Genomic DNA, 24825 nt, shown 5'->3' on the forward strand with positions numbered 1-24825 from the left:
AGCCAGTCAATGGTGTTTCCTCTCACGTCTCCGACGACGTTTATCCCGGCGCAATGCGCCGGGATTTTTATGTGGGAGTCGTTCGTGCCGGCGGATCAGCCGATCGCGTTGCGCATGGCGACGGACTTGCTCATGCGATCGCCTTGCGCATGGCGGCGATCTCGGCACGGTAGTCCTTGGCGTGGAAGATCGCCGAGCCGGCGACGAAGGTGTCCGCGCCGGCAGCGGCGATCGCCCCGATGTTTTCCGCGGTGACGCCGCCGTCCACTTCCAGCCGGATCGCACGGCCGCTGGCCTCGATCCGTGCACGCGCCTGGCGCAATTTCTCCAGCGTGCCGGGAATGAACTGTTGCCCGCCGAAACCGGGATTCACCGACATGATCAGGATCAGGTCGAGCTTGTCCATCACGTAATCCAGGTAATCCAGCGGCGTGGCGGGATTGAACACCAGCCCGGCCCGGCAACCGGATTCCTTGATCAGGCCGAGCGTGCGGTCGATGTGCTCGCTCGCTTCCGGATGGAAGCTGATCAGGCTGGCGCCGGCCTCGGCGAAGTCCGGCACGATGCGGTCCACCGGCTTGACCATCAGGTGCACGTCGATCGGCGCGGTGATGCCGTAGCCCCGCAACGATTTCAGCACCATCGGACCGATCGTGAGGTTCGGCACGTAGTGGTTGTCCATCACGTCGAAATGCACCCAGTCGGCACCCGCGGCGAGCGCGGCGGCGGTGTCTTCGCCCAGCCGCGCGAAATCGGCGGCGAGGATGGACGGGGCGATGATCGGGGCTTGCTTGGGCATGGTGGTCCTCGGTGCAGCAACTGGCCGATTCGGCACGGGGATGTGCCGACGCGACGAGTGCGCGGGCACTTGTCGCGACAAGCTGTCGCGGCTTCGCCGCTGCAGCTTGTTTGCAAACCGCGGCAGGATGCCCGGTTTTGCAATATAGGTTACTTGAATCCGCGCGCTTCCTTGACGCGGTCGTAGGCGGCGTTGATTTCGCTGGCACGCGATTCGGCGCGCTTGCGCATGTCGTCGGGCAGATCGCCGAGGCGGTCGGGGTGATGTTCGGAAATGAGCTTGCGGTAGGCACGCTTGATCGCACGTTCGTCGGCGTTGCGGTCGATGCCAAGCACGGCATAGGGATCCGGCCCCTGCGGCGTGCGCTGCGGCGGCACGTAGCCACTGCCGGTATTCCAGGCGCGGCCATGGCTGCTCTGGCCGGAGCCGGTACTCCACGCGTAGCCCTTCATCGCCATCAACGCCATCAGCTCCATGTCGCTGACGCGCAGCGCAAAGGCGAGCTGGCGCAGGATCGACATCTTCTCGGGGCCGGGGTTGCCTTCGGCCAGGACCGTCTCGATCACCACGTCCAGCACCGGGAACGCGTGATCGCGACGCATGCCGACCCAGTTGCGCAGTTCGGCGATGGTGCGCGTGGCATCGAACTCCGGCTGCTTGCCGACATTGAAACTGGCGACGGCCTGCTTGCGCTGCTCGATGCCCAGCTTCATGCGCGTCATCAGGCGCTCGGCCACCGCGATCTCGGCCTCCGACACCCGGCCATCGGACTTCGCCACCGCGCCGAGCAGGGTGAACAACGGGCCCACGTAGCCGCCGGCTTCGGGCGTGGCCTGCTTGCGCTGGCTGTGGCGCAGGTTGTCGAAGATGAAGCCGATCACCGCACCGACGACGGCACCCGGCGCATGCCCGATCAGCAGGCCGAAGATCGCGAACCAGACCGTGTAGGTGAAGCTCATGGGCGCACCGGCGCCTGCGCGCTGTACCAATGCGCCAGGGCGTCGAGTTCGGCATCGTTGAGCGGGCCGATCGCCGCCCGCATCACCGGCACGCTGCGGCGGCCGTCGCGGTATTGCTTCAACGCATCGCGCAGGTAATCCAGCTGCTGCCCGGCCAGGTTCGGCACGCCGGGCATGCTGGCGTGGCCGGTTTCGCCATGACAGGCCGCGCACAGGCCCAACCGGGTCGGCTTGACCGGGGCCTGGGCAAAGCTGGGCAAGGCGGCGAGCGAGAGCGCCGCGATCAGGAAGATGCGCATCGGCAACACATGGGTCCAAAGGTCGCCAATTCTAGCAGTGCTCCCGAAATCCGCGACGCGGCAGCGGCTAGAATGGGCATCCCGCCACCACGTGGAACCCGCTGCCGTGCCCACCACCCTGCCGCAATCGAAGCTTCCCGGACTCGAACTGGTCCACCGCGGCAAGGTGCGCGATGTCTACGCGTTGTCCGACGATCGGCTGCTGATGGTCGCCACCGACCGGCTGTCCGCATTCGACGTGGTGCTGCCCAATCCGATCCCCGGCAAGGGCGAGATGCTGACCCAGATGTCGAATTTCTGGTTCGGCAAGACTGCGCACCTGGTGCCGAACCACCTGCTCGACGTGCCGCTGGCCGAGGTGCTGCCGCCGGGTACCGACCTCGCGCTGTACGAGAAGCGCGCGGTGGTGACGCGGCGGCTGAAGCCGGTGCCGGTGGAGGCGATCGCACGCGGCTACCTGATCGGTTCGGGCTGGAAGGATTACCGGGCGACCGGCGCGCTGTGCGGCATCGCCCTGCCCGCCGGCCTGCAGCAGGCGCAGCAGCTGCCGGAGCCGATCTTCACGCCCTCGACCAAGGCCGCCGTAGGCAACCACGACGAGAACGTCAGCTTCGATGCGGTCATCGACGCGGTCGGCAGCGAGCTGGCCAACCAGGTGCGTGAGGCCACCTTGACGATCTACCGATGGGCCGCCGCCTATGCGGCCGAACGTGGCATCATCATTGCCGACACCAAGTTCGAGTTCGGCACCGATGCGAGCGGCAAGCTGTACGTGATGGACGAGATGCTGACGCCGGATTCCTCGCGCTTCTGGCCGGCCGACGAATACCGCACCGGGATCAGTCCGCCCAGCTACGACAAGCAGTTCGTGCGCGACTGGCTGGAAACCCAGGACTGGAACAAGACCGCGCCCGGCCCGGTGATCCCGGACCAGGTGATCGCCCGCACCGCCGCCAAGTATGCCGAGGCCCTGCAGCGGCTGGCCGGCATCCGGCTCGACTGAACCATTCACACGGGGGAATGCCATGCGCACCATGCAGGACTGGCTCGACAGCTACAGCGGCGACCACCGCAACCCGACCAACCAGATCTTCCACTGGTTCTGCGTGCCGCCGATCGTGTGGTCGGTGATTGCGCTGCTGTGGGCGATTCCCGTGCCGATCAGTCAGCTGCGCCCCGGCTCGTGGGCGGTGCTGGTGATGGTGGCGGCGTTCTACTGGTACTGGCGGCGCTCGCACCGGCTGGCCGTGGGCCTGCTGATCGTGTTCGCCCTGCTCGGTCTGCTCACCAACTACCTGTACTGGCGGCTCGGCGTGGCGCAGTTGTGCTACTTGGCGATCGGGGTGTTCGTGGTCGCCTGGATCGGCCAGTTCATCGGGCACAAGTTCGAGGGGCGCAAGCCGAGTTTCCTCACCGACCTTTCCTATCTGCTGATCGGCCCGGCCTGGCTGATGGCCAAGCTGTTTCGCAAGCTGGGGTTCAAGCAGGTCACATGACCACCGTGCTCACCGTGATCAGCACCCTGCTCTGGTGGGTGCTGTACAGCAGCATGGCGGCGCTGGTGTTTGCCCTGATCGGCTGGTCGGTGCTGCGCTGGATCGAACGCTGCGCCGTGGTGTTCAACCGCGTCTATTTCGCCAGCCTGCTGTGGGCCATGATCGGCCTGCTGCTGGTCGTCTGCACCGCCGCGTACGAAGGCCGCCTGCATCCACCCTATGCCGCGCTGCTGAGTTCGGGACTGCTGCGCATCGTGCTGGTCGTGGACATGCTGGTCGGCGTGTTGCTGCTGTGGCGGCTGGTGCCGCGCATCGACGCCCGCCGCATCCGTCCCGGCAGCGCCTGCATGGCGGTGGCCGCGATCATGGCGATCAGCTTCGGCGTGGCCACCAGCCTGGCATGAGCTGGCGACAATGAGCTCACGAGGGCGGTTCACACCACCCTCGCAATTCCGGACTTGCGGTCGTACTCAGTGCACGCCGAACATCGCTGCGCCGAACACCATCGCGAAGATGAAGCCGATGATCAACGCCAGCACGATGCCGATCACCATGTAGATCAGCTCCACCAGGCAGGCCTTGCCAAAGCCGATCTGGCTGCCGTCCGCAGCCGGCAACAGGTAATTCACCACGGCAGCACCGACGAGGAAGTTCACGATCATCGACAGCACGCCGCCGCCGGCTCCGCGCAATACCATGCCCAGTACCAGCGAAACTACGAACACGACCACGAAGGTCAATACCACCGCACCCAACGCACGCAGATAGGACGGCATGATGCCGACCACCAGCCGGAACGCCACGCTGAGGATCAGCGCGCCGACCAGGATGCCCACGACGATCATGACCAGGATGGCGAACAGGCCCATGCCGGCCAACGCAGCAAACGAAGTACTCATGACGTCCCCTTGCTAGTGGAAGGAAACCGCCCGGGGGCATCCCCATGCCCACCGCTCTCCCCGGCGGTGGCGCCAGCCTAACCGATTCCATGCATGGAGGCATGCGTGCGATCGACACGGGTGAAAGGCTCAATGGAAATCGCGCGAGCGGCTGTCCAGCGAGCCCAGCCACGCGCTGATGTCGACCAGGCGGCGGGCGATCAGGTGACTCACGCCGTCGACGCATTCCCACTGCCCTTCCACGCCGAGCAGGCGCGCTTCCAGATACGCGCGGCGCTGCCGTTCCGCCACATGGCTCCACACCACCACGTTGATGAAACCGTGCTCGTCTTCGATGGTGATGAAGGTCACCCCGCTGGCGGTCTGCGGACGCTGGCGCTGGGTGACCAGGCCGGCCGCGCGCACCGGGCTTTGATGCGGCTGGCCGCGCAGGCTGCGTGAATCGACGTAGCGTGCCGCGCGCAGGCGTGAGCGGATCAGTTGCAGCGGATGCGGGCCCAGGCTGAGGCCGGTGCGCGCGTAGTCGGCATGCAGATTTTCCGCGACCGATGGCGCCGGCAGCACGATGGCGTCCTCTGCTGGACTGGCTTGACCGAACAACGGCAGTTGCGGTTCGACCCCGGCCACCGCCCACTTCGCCCGATGCCGGTGTCCGGCCAGTCCACGCAGCGCGCCCGCCTCGGCCAGCAGTTCCTGCTGGCGCCGGTCGATGCCGGTGCGCGCGCACAGGTCCACCACGTCATCGAAGCCGCGCACGGCGCGCGCCGCCGCCAGCCGCTCGGCGACGTCCTGGCGAAAGCCGCGCAGCTGGCGCAGCCCGAGCCGGATCGCCGGCTGGGCGCGGCCGCGCGCATCGTCCTCCAGCGTGCAGTCCCAGTCGCTGTAGCGCACATCCATCGGCCGCACCGCGATGCCGTGGCGCTGCGCATCCTGCACGATCTGGCTGGGCCCGTAGAAACCCATCGGCTGTGCGTTGAGCAGGGCGCAGGCGAACACGGCCGGCTCGTGGCATTTCAGCCAGCAGCTGGCGTAGACGATACCGGCGAAGCTGGCGGCGTGGCTCTCGGGAAAACCGTAGCTGCCGAAGCCCTTGATCTGCTCGAACAGGCGCGCGGCGAACTCGGCGGTGTAACCGCGTTCGAGCATCCCGGTCGTGATCCGTTCGCGATGGTGTTCCATGCCGCCATGGCGTTTCCATGCGGCCATTGCGCGGCGCAGTTGGTCGGCCTCGCCGGCGGTATAGCCGGCCGCCACGATCGCCAGTTTCATCACCTGCTCCTGGAACAGCGGCACGCCCAGCGTGCGTTCGAACACGTCTTTCAGATCCTGCGACGGATAGTCCACCGCCTCCTCGCCGCGCCGGCGACGCAGGTAGGGATGCACCATGTCGCCCTGGATCGGACCGGGCCGCACGATCGCCACCTGGATCACCAGGTCGTAGAAATTCGCCGGCCGGTGCCGCGGCAGCATCGCCATCTGCGCGCGGCTTTCGATCTGGAACACGCCGAGGGTGTCGGCGCGCTGGATCATCCGGTAGGTTTCCGGGTCTTCCAGCGGCAGGGTCGCCAGTGTGTAGTCCTGGCCGCGATGCGCGCGCAGCAGATCCAGGCAACGCCGCACGCAACTCAACATGCCCAGCGCCAGGCAGTCCACCTTCAGCAGGCGCATGGTGTCCAGGTCGTCCTTGTCCCACTGGATGATGGTGCGCCCGGGCATCGCCGCATTCTCCACCGGCACCAGTTCGCTCAATGGCGCGTCGCTGATCACGAAGCCGCCGACGTGCTGCGACAGATGCCGCGGCATGTCGAGCAGCTCGGCGGTGAGTTTCAGCACCCGCCGCAGCACCGCGCTGTGCGGATCGAAACCGTATTGGCGCAACAGCTCGTCCAGCGATGTCTCGCCATCCCACCAGCCCACGATGCCGCTCAACTGGTCGACCTGGTCCGGTGGCAGGCCCAGCGCCTTGGCCACGTCGCGCACCGCGCTTCTGCCGCGATAGCAGATCACCGTGGCCGCCAGCGCGGCACGCTTGCGGCCGTACTTGGCGTAGATGTACTGGATCACCTCCTCGCGCCGCTCGTGCTCGAAATCCACGTCGATGTCGGGCGGCTCGTTGCGCTCCTTGCTGATGAAACGTTCGACCAGCAGGTTCGTCCGCGCCGGATCGACCTCGGTGACGCCCAGCGCGTAACACACCGCGGAGTTGGCCGCCGAGCCGCGACCCTGGCAGAGAATCCCCTTGCTCCGGGCAAAATGCACGATGTCCTGCACGGTGAGGAAATACGACGCGTACTGCAGTTCCTCGATCAGGCCCAGCTCGTGCTCGATCTGCGCCTGCACTTTTTCCGGCACGCCGCCCGGCCAGCGCCAGCGCATGCCCTGCCCGGTGAGCTGACGCAGCCAGCTGTCCGCGCCATGTCCTTCCGGAACCAGTTCGGCGGGATAGCGGTAACGCAGTTCGTCCAGGCTGAAGCGGCAGCGTGCGGCGATCGCCACACTTTCACGCAACAGTGCCTCGGGATAGATCGCCGCCAGCGCCTCGCGCCGGCGCAGGTGGCGCTCGCCGTTGCGGAAGACCAGCGCGCCGGCGTCGGCGATCGGCAGACGATGACGGATCGCGGTCAATGTGTGCTGCAGGGCGAGGCGACGCCGCACATGCATGTGCACGTCGCCGGCGGCGACCAGGGGCAGGTCCAGTTGCTGCGCCAGCGCTTGGAGTTCGTGCAGTCGTCGCGCATCGTCGGGACCATGGTGCAGTTCCACCGTCAGCCACGCCCGCGCGCCAAAGGTGGCACGCATCCAGCGACCATGCGCAAGATCGGGCGCCCGCGCGGGCAGCCACAGCGCGAACGTGCCCGGCACGCCGTCGGCGAGATCGGCGCAGCCCAGTCGATAGGTGCCCTTGACCGAGGCGCGGCGACCGCGGGTGATCAATTCGCACAGCGCGGTGTAACCGGTCTTCGACTCGCACAGCAGCACCAGCTTCGGGCCTTCGTCGAGCTGGAATTCGGCGCCCACGATCAGCCTCATGCCGGTGGCGCGCGAAGCCTCCAGCGCGCGCACGATGCCGGCCAGCGAGCATTCGTCGGTGATCGCCAGCGCGCTGTAGCCGCAGGCCTGCGCCCGCTCGAACAATTCGCGCGCACTGGAGGCGCCGCGGCCAAACGAGAAGTTCGACAGGCAATGCAGCTCGGCATAGGCGCTCATGCAAACCACCCGTGCAGCATCCAGCCGACCCGCTCGCCCGGCGCGCAGAACGCCCATGCGCGCTGGCCCTGCGCGGTTTCCACCAGGTAGTAATCGCGGCACACCTCGCCGCCATCCCACCAACCGGTTTCCAGCCGCTCCGGCCCGGCCAGAATGCGTGGCGCCGAACCACGCAAGGGAATCGGTCGCTCCAGCAACCAGGTCGGCCGCGGGTGTGGTTCGCACCTGCCGTCGTCGCGGCTGGCGATGATCTGCGCGCGCTCGGGGCGCGGATCGCTGGTGCTGCCCAGCTGATACACCGCGTGATCGCCCAGCCGTGCACGCAGGCGTTCGCGCAGTTGCCCGATCGGCAGCGCGTTGGCGGGGCGCTGGTCGAACAGGTCGCGCCCGGCCGGCACGAAGGCAGGCAGGTCGCGCGCGATCAGTCGCAAGGCGAGTACCGGTTCGGCCAGCTGCATCTGTTCCAGCCGTCCGCGCGCCACCTCGAACAGCATGCCGGCATCGCGCTCCGGCGCCAGCAGGCCGACCGGCACGTCGGCATGTCCCCCGCGATGTTCCAGCTGCAACGTGAAACGCTGCACGCCACCGTCGCGACCGGCCAGCCACGCCGCGAGATCCGCCATCATGCGGCGCACCGGGAAGACCAGCGCCGCGAGATTCTCCACCTCGTGCGACAACTCGACGCGCAGGTCGAAACGGTCCGGCGGGCGAAAGCTGTCCAGTCCGGCTGGCGCAGCGCCGGTCAAGCGATCCAGCGCCAGCAGCAATTCCGCGCCGAAGCGTCGGCGCAAGCCATCCCGCGGCATCCGCAGCAACTGGCCGAGGCTGCGGATGCCCATGCCCGGCAATGCCGCGCTGGCGGCAGCCGGCAAACGGCTCTTGTGCAGCGGCACGCGTTGCAACGCGTAATCCAGCGCCCCCGGCGTCAGCACCGCCTGGCCGTCGGCAATCCCGGCCAGCACATGGGCAGCATGCGCGGTGGGCGCGACGCTGATCCGATGCCGAAAACCCAGTGCAGCAAATTCGTCGCGCAGCAGGTTTTCCAGCCGTGGCCAGGGACCGAACAGGCCCATGCTGCGACTGACTTCCAGCACGATCGCATGCGGCAGCAGACAGACCTCGGAGCTGTAGCGGTAGGCCACCGCGGCAAGAAATTGTTGCCAGCGCTGCACCGATTCCGGTTCGTACGGCAAGGCATCGAAGCGCGCCAGCAAGGCCTGTGCGGCGCTCAGCCGCTGGCCGATGCGCAGGCCGGCTTCACGCGCGGCGGCGTTCGCCGCGACGATGCTGCGCGCGTTCGCCGCGCCGGCCACCAGCACCAGCGGGCCAGCCGTGGGCCGCCGGCGGAGGACTCCGTCCAGCGCCAGTTGCGGCAGCAATACGCAGGCCCACAACATCGTCGCCGGCCATCAATGCAGCGCGGCGTACGGCAGCGACACCGGTTGCGCCGGCACCACGCCACCGCGGCATTTGCGTATCCATACGCGATCATGCGGCGTCGCTTCCAGTTCCAGCCGCAAGGCCGCCGGCGAGGCATTGCCCAGATGCCGTCGATCGCGGAACGCGAACGCCAGCGCGCGGCCACCGTCGGCCGCCACCTGCAGGCGGCGCAGTGCGCGATCGTCGGCCTGCCGTGGCCACGCCAGCACCGCCGCGCAACTGCCCGAGCGCAGGCATTGCTCCATCGCCCACAACACGTCGGGCTCCGCCGCAGCGACGATCTCGACCCGGCGCATATCCACGCCACGCTGGCGCCAGCCGGCCACGCAGGGCGCATACGGCGGCGTCACCAGCACCAGCGGACGCGCGCCCCGGCTGAGCCGCGCCAGCGTGGGCAATACCAACTGCAATTCGCCCACGCCATCCAGCGGCAACAGGATTTCCGACAGCGCGGCCGCCGGCCAGCCGCCGCCCGGCAGCACCGCATCCAGCGCTGCCCAGCCGGTCGGCTGCTCGCCAGTCGGCATGGGCTCGACACGACCGCGCCAGACCCGGCGCGCGTCCAGCAAGGACGACAACGGCACCACCGCACTCATCAGCTGCCCCTCAGCAATCCGGCGAACAGGCCTTCGATGGCGAAGTCCTCGCTGGGATCGGGATCGATCGGCCGATAACCGGGACTGTTCGGCAGCAGCCGGATCACCCCGTCCTGCCAGTGCAGCCGCTTGATCGTGAAGCGATCGCCGCCGACGCGCGCCGCCACCACCTGGCCATGCCGCGCCACCGGCGTGGCATGCACGCCGACCAGATCCTGGTCGAGGATACCTTCGTCGCGCATCGAATCGCCGACCACCCGCACCAGGTAATCCGGTCGCAGGCGGAACAGCCAGCGCGACACCCGCAAGCTGCGCTCGATCCGCGATTCGGAAAACAACGGCTCGCCCGCCGCGATCCGACCCACCAGCGGCAGCTCCATGGTGTCCGCATCCAGCGCATCGGCCGCATCCACCAGGCGGATCCCGCGCGAGCGGTTCGGTTCGATCGCCAGCCGCCCCTTGGCCTCCAGTGAACGCACGTGCTTGAGCACCGCACTGACGTTGGGCAGCCCCATCGCCTGGCCAATCTCCTCCAGCGTGGGCGCCTGCCCCGCCTGCGCCACCCGCGCGCGGATGAACTCGAGGATGTTGGATTGGCGGCTGGTCAGGTGCAGGCTCATGCCGGCCATGTTTTCACCTTTTCAGGTGAAAATACAGTGCCGTGACGGATACACCGATTCGAGGCGGATACGCCCCCAACGCCAGGCATGACCGATGGCACGGCGTGACTCCCAGCCCATGCCGCGCGCCGACGCCGGGCACATGCTGAGGTCATCGTCGCAGCAGCGACTCTCGTGGAGTCCTCGACCATGCGCCAGCTCGCCCTTGCTCTCGCCCTCCTCGGCATCGGTATCCTCGCCTCGCCGGCGCATGCACGCGCCCACGGCATGCAACTGCACGCCGCGTGTTCGGTCGACAGCGATTACGAGCTTGCCGTGCGCGACGATGGCCTGCAGTTCACCCGCGACGACGGCAGTCCGCACGACATCTTCATGCATGACGGCCAGCTGCGCGTGGACGGCCAGCCACTGGCCGTCAGCCGGGACGATGCCGCATACCTGCGCCAGTACGAAGCGAACGTGCGCGCCCTGCTGCCCCAGGTGGCAGCGATTGCCCGCGACGGCGTCGGCCTCGGTTTCGACGCGCTGGCCACGGTCGCCGCGACGTTCGCGGACAGCGCGGACGAACGCGCACGCGTCATCCGGCAACTCGGCGACCAGCGCCGGCAAGTGCTCGCCAGGATCGACCAGGGCATCGGCCACGGCCGCTGGCAACAACACGATTTCGACCAGATGATGGACGAGGACATGGGCGACGCCGTCTCCACCCTGGTCAGCACCGTGGCCTCGCGCGCGGTGAAAGCCGCGCTCAGCGGCGATCAGAGCCAGGTCGCCGCGCTGGAGGCACGCGCCCAGTCACTGGAAAGCAGTATCGAGAAAGCCGTCGAGGCACCGGCCGAACGCCTCGGCAAACGCGCCGACGCGTTGTGCCCGCGCCTGGTCGAACTGGATCAGTTGCAGCACCAGCTCCACGTCCGCCTGCCCGATGGCAAGCCGCTGACGCTGATGTCGATGCAGCGCACGGACGAAGGCGCCGTGGCCGATGCGCGGACGCCCTGAGCCAAGGCGGTCATTCGGATCGGAATCGCATGACGTCAGCAGCTTGCCCGCTTTGGTGAGCTGGCGGCGCAGTCGCACGACGATCTCGTATGCCGCATTGATTTCCTTCGTGCGCGCCTCAGCAACGCAGCGGATGTCCTCCTCCAGCGTGGCTACCTTGCAGCCTCACGCTGGAGGAGAGTCAAGCACATGCGTGACATCGGCGCGCGCGACCTCCGCGTGCCGCGACCCTGCCATGTCACGAGGCAACGGCATGGTCATGAGGCCCTCCAGGTACCGCTGACCGGCCGCCTTCGACTCGCAATTTCTTGCAGCTCGACAAACGCCTGTTACTGGATATTCTTGGTTCGCCGATAGATGTCACGACAGCATCTTTCGACACGCGGCATCGGAAAAGCAGCCGTGCCTGCTGCGCATGACCTGAAACCGGGCGGACGCAGATACGGGCAATCAATCTCGATTCCAAACAAGGGAATAAACATGCGTTTGATGCGATGGGGTTTCGCAGTCTTGCTGCTGGCCGGGTTGACCGGCTGTCAATCGTCGTTGATGGTGAGGTCGTCCGCGGGTGCGGCGGAACCGGCACCGGCTCCAGGCAAGGCGCTGGTCGTGTTCATGCGACCGTCTTCATTCGGTGGCGCCATCCAGTCGTCGGTGTACGACACTCACGACAGCGCCGACACCTTCATCGGCATCGTTTCGACCAAGGACAAGATCGGCTACCAGGCCGAGCCCGGCGATCATTTGTTCATGGTGATCGCCGAGAATGCGGACTTCATGATTGCGCACCTGGACGCCGGCAAGACCTACTACGTGCTGGTCAGTCCGCGCATGGGCGTATGGAAGGCACGCTTTTCGCTGTTGCCCATCCACAACCGGGCTGACGCGAAGTACAGCACGCAGTCGGCCGACTTCGGCAAATGGATGAGCGAGACATCCTGGGTCAGCGTGACGCCGCAGGCGACGCAGTGGTACAGCGCCCACGCGGCCGACATCCATGCCAAGAAGATGGATTACATGCGGAAGTGGAACAAGGCTGGCGCGCAACAGAAAGAGGAATTGACCCTCAAGGCCGACGACGGCAAGTAACCGCCCGAAGCACTTCGGTCCTGAACAAGACGGCGCTGCAGCAATGCAGCGCCGTCTTCGTCATGGCCATGCCCTTGCGCACCAGCGCCCAAGCGGAATGATGGCCGTGGGCAGCAAATTCAGGAAACGGAAAAGCGCGCTGCCGCTCCCATCAGCCGAGCCGGCGAGCGATCACGAAGAACACCAGGTTGCCCAGGCCGGTGGCTCCCGCCAGCACCGCGACCATGCCAGGGGTGACTTCCTGCCAGCCGAACCACTGGATCAGGCCGAAGCCGGCGCCGACGGCGAGCAGCACGATGCCCCAGCGCAGCGAGGCATGGCGGCGACGCTGTTCCTCGTCGCGCATGATCGAGTTGACCAGTTCCTCCGAGCCGCCGGCACCGATCATGCGATGGCGCACTCTTGCGTCAACGCATACCTTGATCGCGTAGGCAATGCAGATGAACAGGCTGATCGGGATGAAGTCACCGAAGTTCATGGAGCTCTCCTTGGAAGTGAAGGCGAAATGCCTGACTGTCGGGACCATGGATACGGCCACGCCCGCGACGGTTGCAGCGGCGCACTTGCAACCGTCCGGCCATTGCGCGTATCCGTAGTCCCATGGATGACACCCGCCAAGCCGACCGCGAGCTGGCCGACGCCGTGCTGGCCAAGCGGCCGGGCGCGTTCGAGCGCCTCGTGCGCGAGTATCAGGGGCTGTGCTGGCACATCATCCAGCGCATGGTGCGCAACCCCGAGGACGCGCGCGAGCTGTGCCAGGACACCTTTCTCCGCGTGCACCAGTGCCTGCACCAGTACCGCGGCGAGAGCGCGCTGAAGTCGTGGATCGGCCGCGTGGCCTGGACGATCGCGCTGCGCCATCTGCAGCACAAGCGCATCCCGCTGGTGGACAACGCCGAAGCCGGCGAAGGCTCGCTGCTGGACAACCTCGGCGACGGCTTCGACCTCGAGGCGGCATGTGCCGACGAGGAAACCATGCGCCACCTGCACGCGGCGATCGAGTCGCTGCCACCCTTGCAACGCACGCTGCTCACCCTGTATTACCTTGAAGAGACGTCCATCCCGGAAATTGCCCGCATCACCGGCCTGGCCAGCGGCACCATCAAGAGCCATCTGTTTCGCTCGCGATTGCGTCTGCGCGGCACACTGGAAACGCGGACAGGAGTCGCAGCATGAACCACGAAACCAACGACCACGAAACCGATGATGTGCCCCGTTTCGATGATCCGCTCAGCGAGCGCGAATGGCTGCGGCAGGAACACGCCATGCGCCGCGAACGACTGCATCTCGATCCGGCCGGCGACGATGCCCGCTCGCGGCGTTATCGGCTGCTGGCACGCGCACTGCGCACGCCGCCGCCGGGTGCGTTGCCGATCGACTTCGCCCGCCGGATGAGCGCCCTGGTTTCCGCGCCGGCGCCGGGGCGCGCACCGGCCATGCGCTTCGAAAACGCGCTGACGGCCGCCCTGGCCGGCGTGCTGGTGCTGGCCGCCGTGGCGGCGACGATCATCTACGGTGCGGCGTGGTGGCCATCGTTCCAGGCGCTGCTGCCCGCACCCGCCGCGGCGCAGTGGTGGCTGGCGCTGCTCGGCTGCGTGGGCCTGAGCTGGCTGCTAGGCGCGTGGTCCCGGCGGGCGGAATCGGCGAGCTGAGCCGGCCAGTCGCCAGCATGCCGGCAACGGCTGAGCCGGCCCGGCCATGCGTGGCGGCCGACGGCGCAGAGGTTATCGGCACTCTTTCAACTGGACGCCGTAGGCGCGGGCCCGCTGCTCGACCTCGGCCGCCGTCGCAAGCAGGTGGCGGTCGTTCCGCCACTGGCCGCGGCGATAACCGCCAATGCCTTCGTGGTAGGCAAGGTAGAGCTGGCGGGGATCCCACTTGGAAATGCCCAGCTCGCGATGGATGCGGTCGGTATACCAGCCGAGGAAATCGAGCGAATCGTCCATGTCCTTGCGGCTCTTGAACCAGCCACCGTTCGCTTTCCGGTACTCCTGCCACACCGGATCCTGTGCCTGCGCATAGCCGTACGCACTGGATCGTCGCGGCAACGGAATGAACAGGAACCGCGGCCGATCGGGACGCGCCTTGCGGCGGAATCCGGATTCCCGCTGCACGAACGCCATCAAGACGTTGACCGGCGTGCCCCAGCGCTTCTGCGCCGCCCGCGCATCGCGGTACCAGCCCGGATGCTGCTCGAAAACCTGGCAAATGTCATGGCTGTTCCGCGGCGGCACGGTGGCGCAGCCACCCAGCGCGAGCAGGCAGGCCACAACCAGTGCCGCGCCGAGGCGCCGTGCCGTCATCGGGTTCCATGGTCCTTTCATGCCCGAAGGGTAGCAGTGGCCGCGGCACAGGCAGGAAGGCGCATGCCGGCCTGCAGGATATCGGCGCGATCGCGGCATCCCGGTTTCACCTTGTTCCCGACGCAGTCGAGCTGCCGCGTCGCGCCGTTTTCCTAGCTGCGATTGCGCCGGCTCAGGGCGGTGACATACGCCACGTAAAACGCCGTGGCCACCAGCGGCAGCGCATACCATGCGTATGAGATGGCACCGCCGCCGCGCCAGTGCAGGAAGATCACGATGCACGCGCTCAACACGCACAATGCCGGCAACAGGAACAGCGACATATCCAGAATCCGGAGCTCCCGCTTGCCCGGCGAGCCGCCGCTGGCGAGGCCACCACCGGAAAAGGCCACCAGCATGAACAGGAAATTCGCCAGCATCAGCTGCAGGATCGTGCCTGCCAGGGTCCATCCGAATGACATGTTGGCCTTCCTTTTGGTATCCGGACACCGGCCCGGTCGCCCTGACAGTATGCCGCGAAGACGGCGCGCGGCATGTACCGCTTGTCGTTGCCAGCAGTCGCACCCGTGGAAGCGATATGCTCACGGCCGGCCACTGAATTGCGTGTCTGGCGCGGCCGCAGCATCATGAAGATGCGCGGGTGGAAATGGCGTCACGGCCAATCCGATGCCACCGGCCACGGAACCCGCAGCCCGGGTGAAGCCGAACCTGATGTCCCTCGGGGCCGGACTCGATCCTGCTCCGGACGCCCTGTCCTTCGAGCCGCTGCAAGCGAATGCCTGCACCCGATGCACTGAAACACCACCGGAGGATAGCGATGCGCATCGCAAGCGTGGGTCACGCGGTCTTTGCGGCGGTCATGATCGCTCTCGGCATCATGGGTCTGGTCAGGGGCGATTTCGCCCCGCTGTGGCAGCCCTCACCCGTGGATGTGCCCGCGCGCGAAGTACTGGTCTATCTGTGCGCCCTGGTCTTGCTGGCATCCGGCACCGGCCTGCTCTGGCAGCGCGCGGCCGCACCTGCTGCGCGTGCGCTGCTCGCGTATTTCCTGCTCTGGTTGCTGTTGTTCAGAATGCCCGCCATCTTCCGCGCACCCACCGCGCAGGATTCCTGGTCGGGCCTCGGCGAGGCCGCCGTGTATGTGGCGGGCGCCTGGGTGCTGTACGCGTGGTTCGCAGCCGAGCGGCACAGGCGGCTTCTCGGCTTCGCCACCGGCGACAAGGGTCTGCGCATCGCGAGAGTGCTTTACGGGTTGGCCATGATCCCGTTCGGTGTGGCTCATTTCCACTATGCCAGCGAGACCGCCGCGCTGGTGCCCGGCTGGCTGCCATGGCATCTGGCCTGGGCGTATTTCTTCGGCTGCAGCTTCATCGTGGCAGGCATCGCGATGCTCCTTGATGTGTACCCGCGACTGGCGTCTGCGCTCTCGGCGGCGCAGATGGGCCTGTTCACGCTGCTGGTGTGGCTGCCCATCATCGCGGCGCCCGGCCCCAGAAACGCCTTCGAGTGGAGCGAGACCATCATCTCCGTGACGTTGACCGCCGGCGCCTGGGTGGTGGCGGACTCCTGCCGCGGCATGCGCTGGCTCGCCCTGCGCAGGCGCTGAAGCGTCGCCGGGGTGGCAGGAATCGCGCCTGATACCACTTCGCGGCTGCCGTGCCCGAAACCTGAGCCCCGTGATGCCGGAGCGATGCGACGATGACCGACTATGTAGCCCTGCTTCGCGCCGTCAATGTCGGCGGCACCGGCAAGCTGCCGATGAGCGAACTCAAGTCCATGGGCGAAGCTGCGGGCTTTGCCGACGTACGCACCTGCATCGCCAGCGGCAACCTGCTTTTCACGAGCAGGCTGGGCGAAGCCACGGTGCGGAAAAAGCTTGAGCAGCAACTGCACGGCTACGCGGGCAAGCCGGTCGGCGTGCTGATACGCACGGCCGCCGAAATGGCCCGGGTGCTGGCCGACAATCCGTTTCCGGAGGCGCCGGGCAATCGCGTGGTGGCGATTTTTCTCGACAGCCCGCCGCCTGCCGACGCGCTGGACGACGTCAGGCACCGGAAACTGGAGCGACTCGCCTGCGGCACGCGCGAAATCTACGTGCACTATGGCGACGGCATGGCCGATTCGCGTCTGACGATTCCTGCCGCCAAGACCGGCACCGCGCGCAACATCAACACCGTCGCCAGGCTGGTACAGCTTTTCGCGGCGCACTAGAGCAGCCTCGCAGAGCCGGTTTCCGCTCGACTTTCTCTGCCAGGCGCCTGGCATTGGCAGACCGACGGCTGGCTGCGATGATCACCTCTTTGCCGGAGCGATAGCGATGCGAATCCACGCCGCAACGATCCTGCCCGCGCTGTCCGCGATCGTCGCCCTGATCATCGCCGGTTTGTTCGTCGTGATTGGCAACGCACAGGGGTCACCCGCGCACTATCGCGTAGTCGGTTACGCCACGAGCTGGAACCCGTTGCAGGACAAGGACGCCGGCAAGATCGACACGCTGATCTTCGCGTTCGCGCAATTGCAGCAGGGCCGGGTGACGCTGGATGCCGCGAGGGCGCAGCGACTGCGCCAGCTGATCGCATTGAAGGCAACGCATCCGCGGCTCACGGTGGAAATCTCGGTCGGCGGATGGAGTATCGGCGGCTTTTCCGAAGCCGCGGCCACCGCAGCCGGTCGCCGCACCTTCGCGGACAGCGCCGCGCAACTGGTGGCCGAGTACGACGCCGATGGTCTCGACGTGGATTGGGAGTATCCGGGGCACCATGAATCGGGCATCCAGTCCAGTCCGCAGGACCGCGCCAATTTCACCCTGCTGCTGCAGGCGATTCGCGCCAGCCTCGATCGGGTCGGTGCCGCGCACGGCCGCACCGGTGCGAATCACTACACGCTGAGCATCGCGGCCGCCGACGGCCCGTTCGTCAGCGGCATCGACCTTGCCGCAGTGGCACCGAGCCTGGACTGGTTCAACCTGATGACCTACGACTTCGTCAACGCGATGACGCCCACCACCGGCCACCACAGCGGACTGCACGCATCGAAGCTCGCACCGGCCGATGCGCGCAGCACCAGCCGCGCGGTGCGCCAGTTCATTGCCGCCGGCGTGCCCGCGCGCAAGCTGGTGATCGGCGCGGCGTTCTACGGTCGCGAATTCGCCGGCGTGCAGCCGGCACATCACGGCCTGTACCAGCGCTACGACCACTTCCAAGGCACGCTGCCATGGCCTCAACTGAAGGCGGATTACATCGGCAAGCAGGGCTACGTGCGCTACTGGGACACCACCGCGCAGGCGCCATGGCTGTGGAACGCCAAGACGCGCAGCTTCATCAGCTATGACGATCCGCAATCCATCGCCGCCAAGGCAGCCTTCGTCAAGGCGCACCATCTGGGCGGCATCATGTACTGGGAACAAAGCCTCGACCCGAGCGACGAACTGCTCGACGCGGTCTGGCAGGGTCTGCAATAGCCCATCCTTCGTGGACTTCCGGGTTGGGCGCCGCCAGGCGTGCGCGACTCGCACACTTGCCGGCACCGGCTTCGGAAACTTCACCACGCCCGTGCCAGAACCCCGAAGTGCCTGAGCCTTGAATCGGCCCGGTTTGCGATAGCATCGTGTGCAGTCGTCGGTCGAAGTCGGGCGCGACGAACGGGGTCGGCGACACAGGGGAACGGCGGATGTTTGGTTACTACCTCGAACTGGCCGTGCGCAGCCTCAGGCGCAGCCCCGGCCTCACCGCCCTGATGATGCTGACGATCGGCTTCGGCGTGGCCGCGTCGATGACGATGTATGCGGTGGTGCGCGGCCTTTCCGCCGATCCGATTCCGTGGAAATCGTCGCAACTGTTCGTGCCGCAGATCGACTCGTGGGGACCCGGCGATCGCTTCCATGACGAGCCCCCCGATGCGCTGGACTATACCGACGCGATGGCGCTGATGCGCCAACATCGCGCCACCCGGCAATCGGCGATCTACGCGATCTCGCCGTCGGCGATGCCGAACAGCTCAAGCCGCAACCGCAGCCCGATCGCGCTCGATGGCTATGCGGTGTACGGCGAATTCTTCCCGATGCTGGATGTGCCGTTTCATTACGGCCATGGCTGGAGTGACGACGACGATGCCAACCAGTTGCCGGTGGTGGTGATCGGCGACAGGCTCAACCGGCAGATCTTCGGCGGCGGCAACAGTGTCGGCAGGACGATCGATATCGACAACCGCGACTATCGCATCGTCGGCGTCATGCGCGACTGGAATCCGCAGCCGCGGTTCTTCGATGTGAAGGGTGGCTACTACAGTATCGACGGCCCCGATGTATTCCTGCCGTTCCAGCACTCGGTGGCGATCCACATGATCAACGCGGGTTGGGACGGTTGCCGGAAAGGCACCCCCGATCCGCAAGGCGATTTCGTCGAGCTGCAACACTCCGATTGCGTATGGATCGCCTACATGGCCGAGCTGGGTGATGCGGCGGCTGTACGACGGTATCGGCAATATCTCGACGATTATGCAAGCGATCAGCAAAAGGCCGGCCACTTCCGCTGGGCGCCGAACAACCGACTGCGCGACCTGCCGGCGTTTCTCGATGTCGAACACCTGGTACCCGGCAACATCCGCGTGTCGCAGCTGGTGGCGATCGGTCTGCTGATTGTGTGCCTGGTGAACACGATGGGTTTGCTGCTGGCCAAGTTCCTGCGACGCAGCGGCGAGATCGGCATACGCCGGGCGCTGGGGGCCTCGCGCGCGGCCATCCACGCGCAGTTCCTGATCGAGGCGGGCGTGATCGGCATCGGCGGCGGCGTGCTGGGTCTGCTGCTCACCGGCGTGGGCGTGCTATGCATGGGCCAGGTGCTGTCCTCGGCATACGCAAACCGCGCGCATGTCGATACCTCGCTGCTGATGCTCACCCTGCTGACGGCGGTGATCTCGACCCTGCTCGCCGGCATGTACCCCACCCTTCGCGCCTCGCGCGTGCCGCCGGCGTGGCACCTGAAGGCACCGTGAGGATCAGGCCATGAGGATCAAGCCCATCGGGATCGGGCCATGACTGTTCATCCGATCCTGGCTGCCCTGCGCCGGCACAAGGTCGCCGTGCTGCTGATCGGGCTGCAAATCGCGCTGACCCTGGCGATCGTGGCCAATGCAACCTTCATCATCGGCCAGCACATCCAGCGCATGAATCGCCCGACCGGTGCCGACGAGAAGGATCTGATCCGGGTCTTGCAGCAATGGCCGGCGGCACCCGCCGGCAATGACGCGGCCTCCATCGAGCAGCTCGATGCCCTGCAGCGCACAGATCTCGCCGCGTTGCGGAGCCTGCCGGATGTGCAGGACGCCGCCGCATCGACCAGCATCCCCTTGCTGGGCGGCTATACGACCGGCGACATCGCCCTGCATGCGAATCAGCAAGGCATCGCCGTGCATGCGGCCTATTACTACGGCGACCAGTACCTGCGACCTACCTTGGGTCTGCGCCTGATCGCCGGTCGCGACTTCGAGGCGAACGAGATCCGCCACGGGCGGGCCCGCGCCGACTCGCCTGTCATCATCGTGAGCCAACCCGTGGCCGCTGCACTCTTTCCGAACGGCAACGCACTCGGCCAGACGGTGTATCAGGATGGCAAGCCATCCACCATCGTGGGCATCGTCGAACAGCTGCAGACACCGATGAGATCGGACAGCACCTGGGCCTACAACTCGGTACTGGAGCCGTTGCGCTCCGATGACGCCTATGCGGGTTATGTGGTGCGTGCACGTCCGGGGCGCGAACAAGCGGCCTTGCGTGAAGCGCGCAAGGCGCTGTTTGCCGTCAACCCGATGCGTCTCATGCCCGAGCCCTGGGCCGGCGTCCACGCGTTTTCCGAGATACGCGCCAGAGCCTATCGCTCGGATCGCGGCATGGTGCTGCTGATGAGCGTGATCAGCGTCATCCTGCTGTGCGTCACCGCCGCAGGCATCGTCGGGCTGACCAGTTTCTGGGTGGGCCAGCGGACCCGGCAGATCGGCGTGCGGCGAGCACTCGGTGCGCGCCGGCTCGACATCCTGCATTACTTCCAGCTTGAGAACCTGCTGATCGCCGGTGGCGGCTCGGCGGTCGGCGCGCTGTTTGCGCTGGGCCTCAACACGTGGCTGATGACGCACGTCGAGATGACGCGTCTGCCGCTGCCCTGGGTGGCACTGGGCGTGCTGGTCATGCTCGTGCTCGGTCAGCTGGCGGTGCTGGTACCGGCACGTCGAGCGTCCAGGGTGCCGCCGGTCGTGGCGACGCGATCGGTTTGAGGTTTGAACAATCGGTTGTGGGACGCTGCAAAGGACAACGGGATCGGAGACACTTGAACCGGCAGATGTCCCTGTTCGCTCTTTCGTTCAAGAGCGGTCCCGAGAGAAATTGCCCTGGTGTCAGTTGCGTGCACCGTTGCAAGCCATTTGGACAGGGCTGGATGCTAGATTTGACAGACGCAATGGAATGCGTCCAACCATCACTTCACTCCAACGGGGAAAATCATGCAAAAGAAGACTGTTTTTGCCGGCCTCACGTTCCTGGCCCTGTGCTTTTCGGGTGCCGCCTTTTCGCAAGCCGCTCTCACGGGCCTTGGTCAGTCATGGCCCAACACGACGGATGTCTCGGTCAGCCCGAACTATCATGTGTTTGTCTTTACCTCGGGAGGGGTCCGCTACATTCAGGTGAACGATTTCTACGGAAACATCCTGGGCAGCGTCGGAACAGCCAACGGTCAATTCATCACCTTGCCCATCGGACGTTTCGCACAACGGGTTTCGACGCCGCAACAGCCGGCACCGGCCTCGAATGCAACCCCTGCAACTGCGCCCGCCGTGGTTTACAACGATGGCGCCACGACCGTCACCGCCACGCCCATGAGCGACGGCACGCTCCAGCTCAATGCGGCAGCGTCGACATCGCAATGCGACCCGGTGGATTGCAACATCAAGAAGCAGTAAGCGCTCGCATCCGGCCCGGCGGCATCAGTCGCCGGGTTGAATGGGATCGAGCAACAGCACGCTCACCCGCTGGCCGCTCGCCATGGAGCGCACCCGAACCTTCCCTTCGAACGTGGCCGCACGGTCCACGATGGCCGCGTGGCCCATCCCGCTGGTGGTGCGTTGCAGTCGCGGGAGCAGCGAATCCCAACGGATGTGCGGCAATCGAACGGGATTGGCGCGCACATCGATTTGAATCACCACCCATCGTCGTCGATGCTGCCCGCAGCGGATGATGACGTGGACATCCGATACATCCCTGCCAAGGCAGCGCTCCGCCACGGCTTCGCCAATGATCCGGTACACCGCCAGGTGAATGGCATGCGAAAACGCGCTGAGTTGTCCGCGCTGTTCGCACCAGTAGACCATCCCGGCCTCGTCCAGCATCCTGGCGAACGGCCCTTCACGGAATGATCTGGGCAACCCGCGTTGACCGATCTGATTCGGATACAAACCGTCAGCCAGGCGATGCAACTGGTCCTGCGCAGACAGCGCCTGACGCTGATAGCTGCCATCGTCATTGACGGGCCGCAGATGGCTCAGCCGGCTCGCCAGCATCAGCAGGGCGGAATGAAAGGAATCCCGGATCTGGTCCAGCGCCAGGGCCGTGTTCCTCAACTGGACCTCTCCCAGGTTTACATTGCGTTGCGCCAGCGCCAGGGCATTGCGCATGTCCGCACGTTCCTGCTGCACGCGCCGATCCAGAAGAGCGATGCGCGCCCCGGCCAGAAGCATGGTTGAAATCGCCATCGCGACCAGTATTTCTGCCTGAAGCGTCGCGTGATCGTTGCGAGCCGGCATCAGAATCATGATGCCGAAGCTGGCCAACGTGCCGCCGATGGCCGCGCCTTTCCACCCATGACGAAGCGCGAGCCAGATCACGGGGAGGAACATCGCCATCTGCGCAATCTGCTGGGCACGCGGATCGCCCTCTCCCATCCAGACCATGAACGCGAACGCCGGCAACGCAAAGAGGACCGCATCAAACACCAGCCGGCTTTCAAGGGTGTCGTGAACTAGTTGGCGCCAGCTGCCGTTTGCCTCCAGGAAGAGCTGGCGGAACACCAGCGTGATGGGGGTGATGGTGAGGATGCCCAGAAAATTGCCCAGGATCAGCTGCGCAGTCAGCTGCCCATACCGGAGCACATAGCCGGGCGGAAACGGAGTGATCAGGATTTGACCCAGGCTGACGACCGTGGCGGCGCAGGCGACCAGCAGCGAACAGAGCACCAGGGCACCCATGTTGATCGAGAGCCGTTGGGGAAACAGTTGCCACCGTTCGCGGAACAGCCAGACGATCGGGATGAAGTAGCAGATCGAAGGCACCAGGTTCACGATCGACCAGAGCAGTCCGAACTGGTCGTAACAGGTGATGCTCACGTAGGCCAGACGCGCTGCATCGCCCGCGATCAGTGCTGGCCAATACTTGTATTTGGTCAGCAGAAGGACGCTGAGATGAAACCCAGTGAGAATGATCCAGTGCGGGATCGACAACTGGCGAAAGAGAACCAGCGCGGCGCAGTAAGCGACGGCGATCGTGAGGTTCCTAGTCCAGGCTTTCGCCCAAAATCCACCCTGCATCATTCCACCCCCTCTATGGAAATCCCTGATGCCCACCAGCCAGCTGAACCACCTGATTGCATGGCCATGCGCGTGAGCCCCCAAAGACGCCTGCACATGGACTTTCGGTAATGCACCTTAGCTTACCTCAACGCAGCCCGGGATTCAGACTCGCAAAGTGTGCGCTGGAGCGTGAAGAAGATTTTACACGGGAGCCGCGCGATGGCTGGGGCACCGGAAGGTCCTGGAAGGGCCTTCCACAGCACGGAGGCCGGCCACGCCCCCTTCGCGATGGCGTGTATACCCGGGTTTCGCCTCTCTCCCCCGGCTCTTGCGTCGCCGGCGCCGCTTGCGCGCGCATGTCCTGGGCGGGTTCCACGGGCCGCCTAGCGACCCGCAAGCATGGCACGCCCTGGATCTCGCCCAACTCAGTAACCCTGATCAGGTCGTTCCCACGACACTTCGTAAAGCTTGCGTCGGGCAGCGACGCGAAAGGCACCGCCGAGCGGTCGCACACGCGTGACATGCCATGCCCACAGGTCCGGGACCCATTGGCTGGCACATGCCGCTTCCAGCTCCGACGGCTGCCAGGCATGTACCTCCTCGACATCCACCATGGCGACCGCGATACCGTCGGGGTCCGTTTCATCCTCCCCGCTGAGGAAGATGCGGTTCTCGACGATCAGCAGATCCCGCAACGGCAACTGCGGCGGGCGCCAGCTGCGGATCTCGAGCGTCTTGCGCCCCGCCGCGATGTTGGCGCCATTCGGAGCAACGATGGAAAGTGCGAGCATCGGGCTTGGACCTGTGGCCGATGGAAGGCAGCAAGGGGGTCGAGCGGGCCCATGGTAGCGACGCGCCCGACCTCACGCTTGCCGCGACAACCGGTACACCACCGTCTCCAGCGCGCTCACCCCTTCGGCAACGAAGCCCGGCTGCTGCGCGAGGATGTCGCGACGCTCCAGGGTCTCCACCTGCCAGTCACGACCATACAGCTCGCGCATCTCCGCTTCCGGCACGGCGAATGGCGGGCCCCGCTTTTCGTGCGGCGGATACTCCAGCGTGATCAGCAGAGCACGGCAGCCGGCCGGGAGCAGCGCATGCAGCTCGCGCACATAACGACGGCGCAGCGGTGGCGGCAGCGCGATCAATGCCGCGCGGTCGTACACCGCCGCGCAGTCGGCCAGCACGTCGGCGTCGAGGCCGAAGACGTCGCCACAGATCAGCTCGATGTTGCCGGCCCGGTAGTGGCGGCCGCGGTGCGAGTGGTGCACCTGCGGTGCCAGGCCGTGTTCGTCAAAGAACTGCGCCACCGCCAGCGGCGACAGTTCCACCCCCAGCACGCGGTGACCCTGCGCCGCCAGCCAGACGATATCCAGCGACTTGCCGGCCAGCGGCACGAACACCCGGCTGCCGGGCGAAAGCGCCAGCGCCGGCCAGTGCTCGAGCAGCAGTGGCGTCGGCCGGTCCTGGTGGAAGCCGGTGCGACCTTCGCGCCAGCAGCGCTGGTGCCAGAAGTCGGGGTCCATGGGGTGGCTTCTGTTGGTGTGGGAATGACCCCCGACACCATCT

The 24825-nt window shown here is 66.2% G+C and carries 27 protein-coding genes; 13 read left to right on the forward strand and 14 right to left on the reverse strand.

Annotation, left to right across the window (positions count from 1 at the left end; all coding sequences use genetic code 11):
• Positions 1–130: 130 nt before the first annotated feature.
• The 3 genes from rpe to B0E47_RS05960 all read right to left on the reverse strand — a co-directional run bounded on the left by rpe (position 131) and on the right by B0E47_RS05960 (position 2057).
• Entirely contained in the window at positions 131–799 is a 669-nt protein-coding gene (gene rpe, locus B0E47_RS05950; RefSeq protein ID WP_077513091.1) for a ribulose-phosphate 3-epimerase, read from the reverse strand.
• Positions 800–948: 149 nt separating this feature from the next.
• Positions 949–1758 (reverse strand): co-chaperone DjlA, encoded by an 810-nt coding sequence (gene djlA, locus B0E47_RS05955; RefSeq protein WP_077513092.1) that lies wholly within the window; start codon positions 1756–1758, stop codon positions 949–951.
• Entirely contained in the window at positions 1755–2057 is a 303-nt protein-coding gene (locus B0E47_RS05960) for a c-type cytochrome (RefSeq protein WP_077513093.1), read from the reverse strand. Before B0E47_RS05960 ends, djlA begins: the two co-directional genes overlap by 4 nt.
• A 106-nt stretch (positions 2058–2163) precedes the next feature.
• Between B0E47_RS05960 and B0E47_RS05965 the strand changes: the two genes are divergently transcribed.
• The 3 genes from B0E47_RS05965 to B0E47_RS05975 are packed head-to-tail and all read left to right on the forward strand — an operon-like array spanning position 2164 to position 3957.
• Positions 2164–3060 (forward strand): phosphoribosylaminoimidazolesuccinocarboxamide synthase, encoded by an 897-nt coding sequence (locus tag B0E47_RS05965; protein WP_077513180.1) that lies wholly within the window; start codon positions 2164–2166, stop codon positions 3058–3060.
• A 22-nt stretch (positions 3061–3082) separates the two neighbouring features.
• The gene (locus tag B0E47_RS05970) at positions 3083–3553 is read left to right on the forward strand and encodes an Mpo1-like protein (RefSeq protein WP_077513094.1); all 471 of its coding nucleotides are present in this window, start codon (positions 3083–3085) and stop codon (positions 3551–3553) included.
• Positions 3550–3957, forward strand: a complete 408-nt coding sequence (locus B0E47_RS05975; protein ID WP_077513095.1) for a hypothetical protein — start codon at positions 3550–3552, stop codon at positions 3955–3957. Before B0E47_RS05970 ends, B0E47_RS05975 begins: the two co-directional genes overlap by 4 nt.
• Before the next feature lie 66 nt (positions 3958–4023).
• On the opposite strand, the gene B0E47_RS05980 is transcribed toward B0E47_RS05975, so the two are convergent.
• From B0E47_RS05980 to lexA, 5 genes are all read right to left on the reverse strand, one after another.
• Positions 4024–4452: a hypothetical protein gene (locus B0E47_RS05980; RefSeq protein WP_077513096.1), complete on the reverse strand. Its 429-nt coding sequence runs from the start codon at positions 4450–4452 to the stop codon at positions 4024–4026.
• A 129-nt stretch (positions 4453–4581) separates the two neighbouring features.
• Positions 4582–7659, reverse strand: a complete 3078-nt coding sequence (locus tag B0E47_RS05985) for an error-prone DNA polymerase (protein WP_077513097.1) — start codon at positions 7657–7659, stop codon at positions 4582–4584.
• Positions 7656–9056 (reverse strand): DNA polymerase Y family protein, encoded by a 1401-nt coding sequence (locus tag B0E47_RS05990; RefSeq protein ID WP_077513098.1) that lies wholly within the window; start codon positions 9054–9056, stop codon positions 7656–7658. The genes B0E47_RS05985 and B0E47_RS05990 overlap by 4 nt, the downstream gene beginning before the upstream one ends.
• A 12-nt stretch (positions 9057–9068) precedes the next feature.
• On the reverse strand, positions 9069–9695 hold the full coding sequence (imuA, locus tag B0E47_RS05995) for a translesion DNA synthesis-associated protein ImuA (RefSeq protein WP_077513099.1): 627 nt from the start codon (positions 9693–9695) through the stop codon (positions 9069–9071).
• Positions 9695–10315: a transcriptional repressor LexA gene (gene lexA, locus B0E47_RS06000; RefSeq protein WP_077513100.1), complete on the reverse strand. Its 621-nt coding sequence runs from the start codon at positions 10313–10315 to the stop codon at positions 9695–9697. Before lexA ends, imuA begins: the two co-directional genes overlap by 1 nt.
• A 189-nt stretch (positions 10316–10504) precedes the next feature.
• Between lexA and B0E47_RS06005 the strand changes: the two genes are divergently transcribed.
• Positions 10505–11314 carry a DUF2884 family protein gene (locus B0E47_RS06005; protein WP_077513101.1) on the forward strand — a complete coding sequence of 270 codons (810 nt, stop codon included), beginning with the start codon at positions 10505–10507 and terminating at the stop codon, positions 11312–11314.
• Between the two features lie 480 nt (positions 11315–11794).
• The gene (locus B0E47_RS06010) at positions 11795–12403 is read left to right on the forward strand and encodes a hypothetical protein (protein ID WP_077513102.1); all 609 of its coding nucleotides are present in this window, start codon (positions 11795–11797) and stop codon (positions 12401–12403) included.
• A gap of 151 nt (positions 12404–12554) precedes the next feature.
• On the opposite strand, the gene B0E47_RS06015 is transcribed toward B0E47_RS06010, so the two are convergent.
• Entirely contained in the window at positions 12555–12881 is a 327-nt protein-coding gene (locus B0E47_RS06015) for a DUF6249 domain-containing protein (protein WP_077513103.1), read from the reverse strand.
• A gap of 122 nt (positions 12882–13003) precedes the next feature.
• Here B0E47_RS06015 and B0E47_RS06020 point away from each other — a divergent pair, with 122 nt between their 5' ends.
• Positions 13004–13579 carry a sigma-70 family RNA polymerase sigma factor gene (locus tag B0E47_RS06020; protein WP_077513104.1) on the forward strand — a complete coding sequence of 192 codons (576 nt, stop codon included), beginning with the start codon at positions 13004–13006 and terminating at the stop codon, positions 13577–13579.
• Positions 13576–14055: a hypothetical protein gene (locus tag B0E47_RS06025; protein WP_077513105.1), complete on the forward strand. Its 480-nt coding sequence runs from the start codon at positions 13576–13578 to the stop codon at positions 14053–14055. Before B0E47_RS06020 ends, B0E47_RS06025 begins: the two co-directional genes overlap by 4 nt.
• Before the next feature lie 72 nt (positions 14056–14127).
• Here the strand turns inward: B0E47_RS06025 and B0E47_RS06030 are convergent, their stop codons facing one another.
• Positions 14128–14706 (reverse strand): hypothetical protein, encoded by a 579-nt coding sequence (locus B0E47_RS06030; RefSeq protein WP_139351359.1) that lies wholly within the window; start codon positions 14704–14706, stop codon positions 14128–14130.
• 152 nt (positions 14707–14858) lie between these two features.
• Positions 14859–15167, reverse strand: coding sequence for a hypothetical protein (locus tag B0E47_RS06035; protein WP_077513107.1), 309 nt, complete (start codon positions 15165–15167; stop codon positions 14859–14861).
• A gap of 356 nt (positions 15168–15523) precedes the next feature.
• On the opposite strand from B0E47_RS06035, the gene B0E47_RS06040 reads away from it, so the two are divergent.
• From B0E47_RS06040 to B0E47_RS06065, 6 genes are all read left to right on the forward strand, one after another.
• Positions 15524–16312, forward strand: a complete 789-nt coding sequence (locus B0E47_RS06040) for a hypothetical protein (RefSeq protein WP_077513108.1) — start codon at positions 15524–15526, stop codon at positions 16310–16312.
• Between the two features lie 92 nt (positions 16313–16404).
• Positions 16405–16917, forward strand: a complete 513-nt coding sequence (locus B0E47_RS06045; protein WP_077513109.1) for a DUF1697 domain-containing protein — start codon at positions 16405–16407, stop codon at positions 16915–16917.
• A gap of 106 nt (positions 16918–17023) precedes the next feature.
• Positions 17024–18166 carry a glycoside hydrolase family 18 protein gene (locus B0E47_RS06050; protein ID WP_077513110.1) on the forward strand — a complete coding sequence of 381 codons (1143 nt, stop codon included), beginning with the start codon at positions 17024–17026 and terminating at the stop codon, positions 18164–18166.
• A gap of 209 nt (positions 18167–18375) precedes the next feature.
• Positions 18376–19698 (forward strand): ABC transporter permease, encoded by a 1323-nt coding sequence (locus tag B0E47_RS06055; protein ID WP_077513111.1) that lies wholly within the window; start codon positions 18376–18378, stop codon positions 19696–19698.
• A gap of 39 nt (positions 19699–19737) precedes the next feature.
• Entirely contained in the window at positions 19738–20973 is a 1236-nt protein-coding gene (locus B0E47_RS06060; RefSeq protein WP_077513112.1) for an FtsX-like permease family protein, read from the forward strand.
• Positions 20974–21198: 225 nt separating this feature from the next.
• A complete protein-coding gene (locus B0E47_RS06065; protein WP_077513113.1) occupies positions 21199–21654 on the forward strand; it encodes a hypothetical protein in 456 nt (151 codons plus the stop codon).
• Positions 21655–21678: 24 nt separating this feature from the next.
• Here the strand turns inward: B0E47_RS06065 and B0E47_RS06070 are convergent, their stop codons facing one another.
• From B0E47_RS06070 to B0E47_RS06080, 3 genes are all read right to left on the reverse strand, one after another.
• Complete coding sequence (locus B0E47_RS06070) at positions 21679–23274, reverse strand: MASE1 domain-containing protein (RefSeq protein WP_077513181.1); 1596 nt, start codon at positions 23272–23274, stop codon at positions 21679–21681.
• Positions 23275–23681: 407 nt separating this feature from the next.
• Entirely contained in the window at positions 23682–24047 is a 366-nt protein-coding gene (locus B0E47_RS06075; protein WP_077513114.1) for an ASCH domain-containing protein, read from the reverse strand.
• Between the two features lie 72 nt (positions 24048–24119).
• Positions 24120–24782 (reverse strand): thiopurine S-methyltransferase, encoded by a 663-nt coding sequence (locus B0E47_RS06080; protein ID WP_077513115.1) that lies wholly within the window; start codon positions 24780–24782, stop codon positions 24120–24122.
• Positions 24783–24825: the final 43 nt, after the last annotated feature.

The sequence above is a fragment of the Rhodanobacter sp. B05 genome (assembly GCF_002001085.1).
Taxonomy (GTDB): domain Bacteria; phylum Pseudomonadota; class Gammaproteobacteria; order Xanthomonadales; family Rhodanobacteraceae; genus Rhodanobacter.

What these genes read in the sequence shown, in the direction of transcription:
- rpe (WP_077513091.1), bottom strand. Translation starts at nt 799, where the DNA reads ATGCCCAAGCAAGCCCCGATCATCGCCCCGTCCATCCTCGCCGCCGAT.
- djlA (WP_077513092.1), bottom strand. Translation starts at nt 1,758, where the DNA reads ATGAGCTTCACCTACACGGTCTGGTTCGCGATCTTCGGCCTGCTGATC.
- B0E47_RS05960 (WP_077513093.1), bottom strand. Translation starts at nt 2,057, where the DNA reads ATGCGCATCTTCCTGATCGCGGCGCTCTCGCTCGCCGCCTTGCCCAGC.
- B0E47_RS05970 (WP_077513094.1), top strand. Translation starts at nt 3,083, where the DNA reads ATGCGCACCATGCAGGACTGGCTCGACAGCTACAGCGGCGACCACCGC.
- B0E47_RS05975 (WP_077513095.1), top strand. Translation starts at nt 3,550, where the DNA reads ATGACCACCGTGCTCACCGTGATCAGCACCCTGCTCTGGTGGGTGCTG.
- B0E47_RS05980 (WP_077513096.1), bottom strand. Translation starts at nt 4,452, where the DNA reads ATGAGTACTTCGTTTGCTGCGTTGGCCGGCATGGGCCTGTTCGCCATC.
- B0E47_RS05985 (WP_077513097.1), bottom strand. Translation starts at nt 7,659, where the DNA reads ATGAGCGCCTATGCCGAGCTGCATTGCCTGTCGAACTTCTCGTTTGGC.
- B0E47_RS05990 (WP_077513098.1), bottom strand. Translation starts at nt 9,056, where the DNA reads ATGTTGTGGGCCTGCGTATTGCTGCCGCAACTGGCGCTGGACGGAGTC.
- imuA (WP_077513099.1), bottom strand. Translation starts at nt 9,695, where the DNA reads ATGAGTGCGGTGGTGCCGTTGTCGTCCTTGCTGGACGCGCGCCGGGTC.
- lexA (WP_077513100.1), bottom strand. Translation starts at nt 10,315, where the DNA reads ATGAGCCTGCACCTGACCAGCCGCCAATCCAACATCCTCGAGTTCATC.
- B0E47_RS06005 (WP_077513101.1), top strand. Translation starts at nt 10,505, where the DNA reads ATGCGCCAGCTCGCCCTTGCTCTCGCCCTCCTCGGCATCGGTATCCTC.
- B0E47_RS06010 (WP_077513102.1), top strand. Translation starts at nt 11,795, where the DNA reads ATGCGTTTGATGCGATGGGGTTTCGCAGTCTTGCTGCTGGCCGGGTTG.
- B0E47_RS06015 (WP_077513103.1), bottom strand. Translation starts at nt 12,881, where the DNA reads ATGAACTTCGGTGACTTCATCCCGATCAGCCTGTTCATCTGCATTGCC.
- B0E47_RS06020 (WP_077513104.1), top strand. Translation starts at nt 13,004, where the DNA reads ATGGATGACACCCGCCAAGCCGACCGCGAGCTGGCCGACGCCGTGCTG.
- B0E47_RS06025 (WP_077513105.1), top strand. Translation starts at nt 13,576, where the DNA reads ATGAACCACGAAACCAACGACCACGAAACCGATGATGTGCCCCGTTTC.
- B0E47_RS06030 (WP_139351359.1), bottom strand. Translation starts at nt 14,706, where the DNA reads ATGACGGCACGGCGCCTCGGCGCGGCACTGGTTGTGGCCTGCCTGCTC.
- B0E47_RS06035 (WP_077513107.1), bottom strand. Translation starts at nt 15,167, where the DNA reads ATGTCATTCGGATGGACCCTGGCAGGCACGATCCTGCAGCTGATGCTG.
- B0E47_RS06040 (WP_077513108.1), top strand. Translation starts at nt 15,524, where the DNA reads ATGCGCATCGCAAGCGTGGGTCACGCGGTCTTTGCGGCGGTCATGATC.
- B0E47_RS06045 (WP_077513109.1), top strand. Translation starts at nt 16,405, where the DNA reads ATGACCGACTATGTAGCCCTGCTTCGCGCCGTCAATGTCGGCGGCACC.
- B0E47_RS06050 (WP_077513110.1), top strand. Translation starts at nt 17,024, where the DNA reads ATGCGAATCCACGCCGCAACGATCCTGCCCGCGCTGTCCGCGATCGTC.
- B0E47_RS06055 (WP_077513111.1), top strand. Translation starts at nt 18,376, where the DNA reads ATGTTTGGTTACTACCTCGAACTGGCCGTGCGCAGCCTCAGGCGCAGC.
- B0E47_RS06060 (WP_077513112.1), top strand. Translation starts at nt 19,738, where the DNA reads ATGACTGTTCATCCGATCCTGGCTGCCCTGCGCCGGCACAAGGTCGCC.
- B0E47_RS06065 (WP_077513113.1), top strand. Translation starts at nt 21,199, where the DNA reads ATGCAAAAGAAGACTGTTTTTGCCGGCCTCACGTTCCTGGCCCTGTGC.
- B0E47_RS06070 (WP_077513181.1), bottom strand. Translation starts at nt 23,274, where the DNA reads ATGCAGGGTGGATTTTGGGCGAAAGCCTGGACTAGGAACCTCACGATC.
- B0E47_RS06075 (WP_077513114.1), bottom strand. Translation starts at nt 24,047, where the DNA reads ATGCTCGCACTTTCCATCGTTGCTCCGAATGGCGCCAACATCGCGGCG.
- B0E47_RS06080 (WP_077513115.1), bottom strand. Translation starts at nt 24,782, where the DNA reads ATGGACCCCGACTTCTGGCACCAGCGCTGCTGGCGCGAAGGTCGCACC.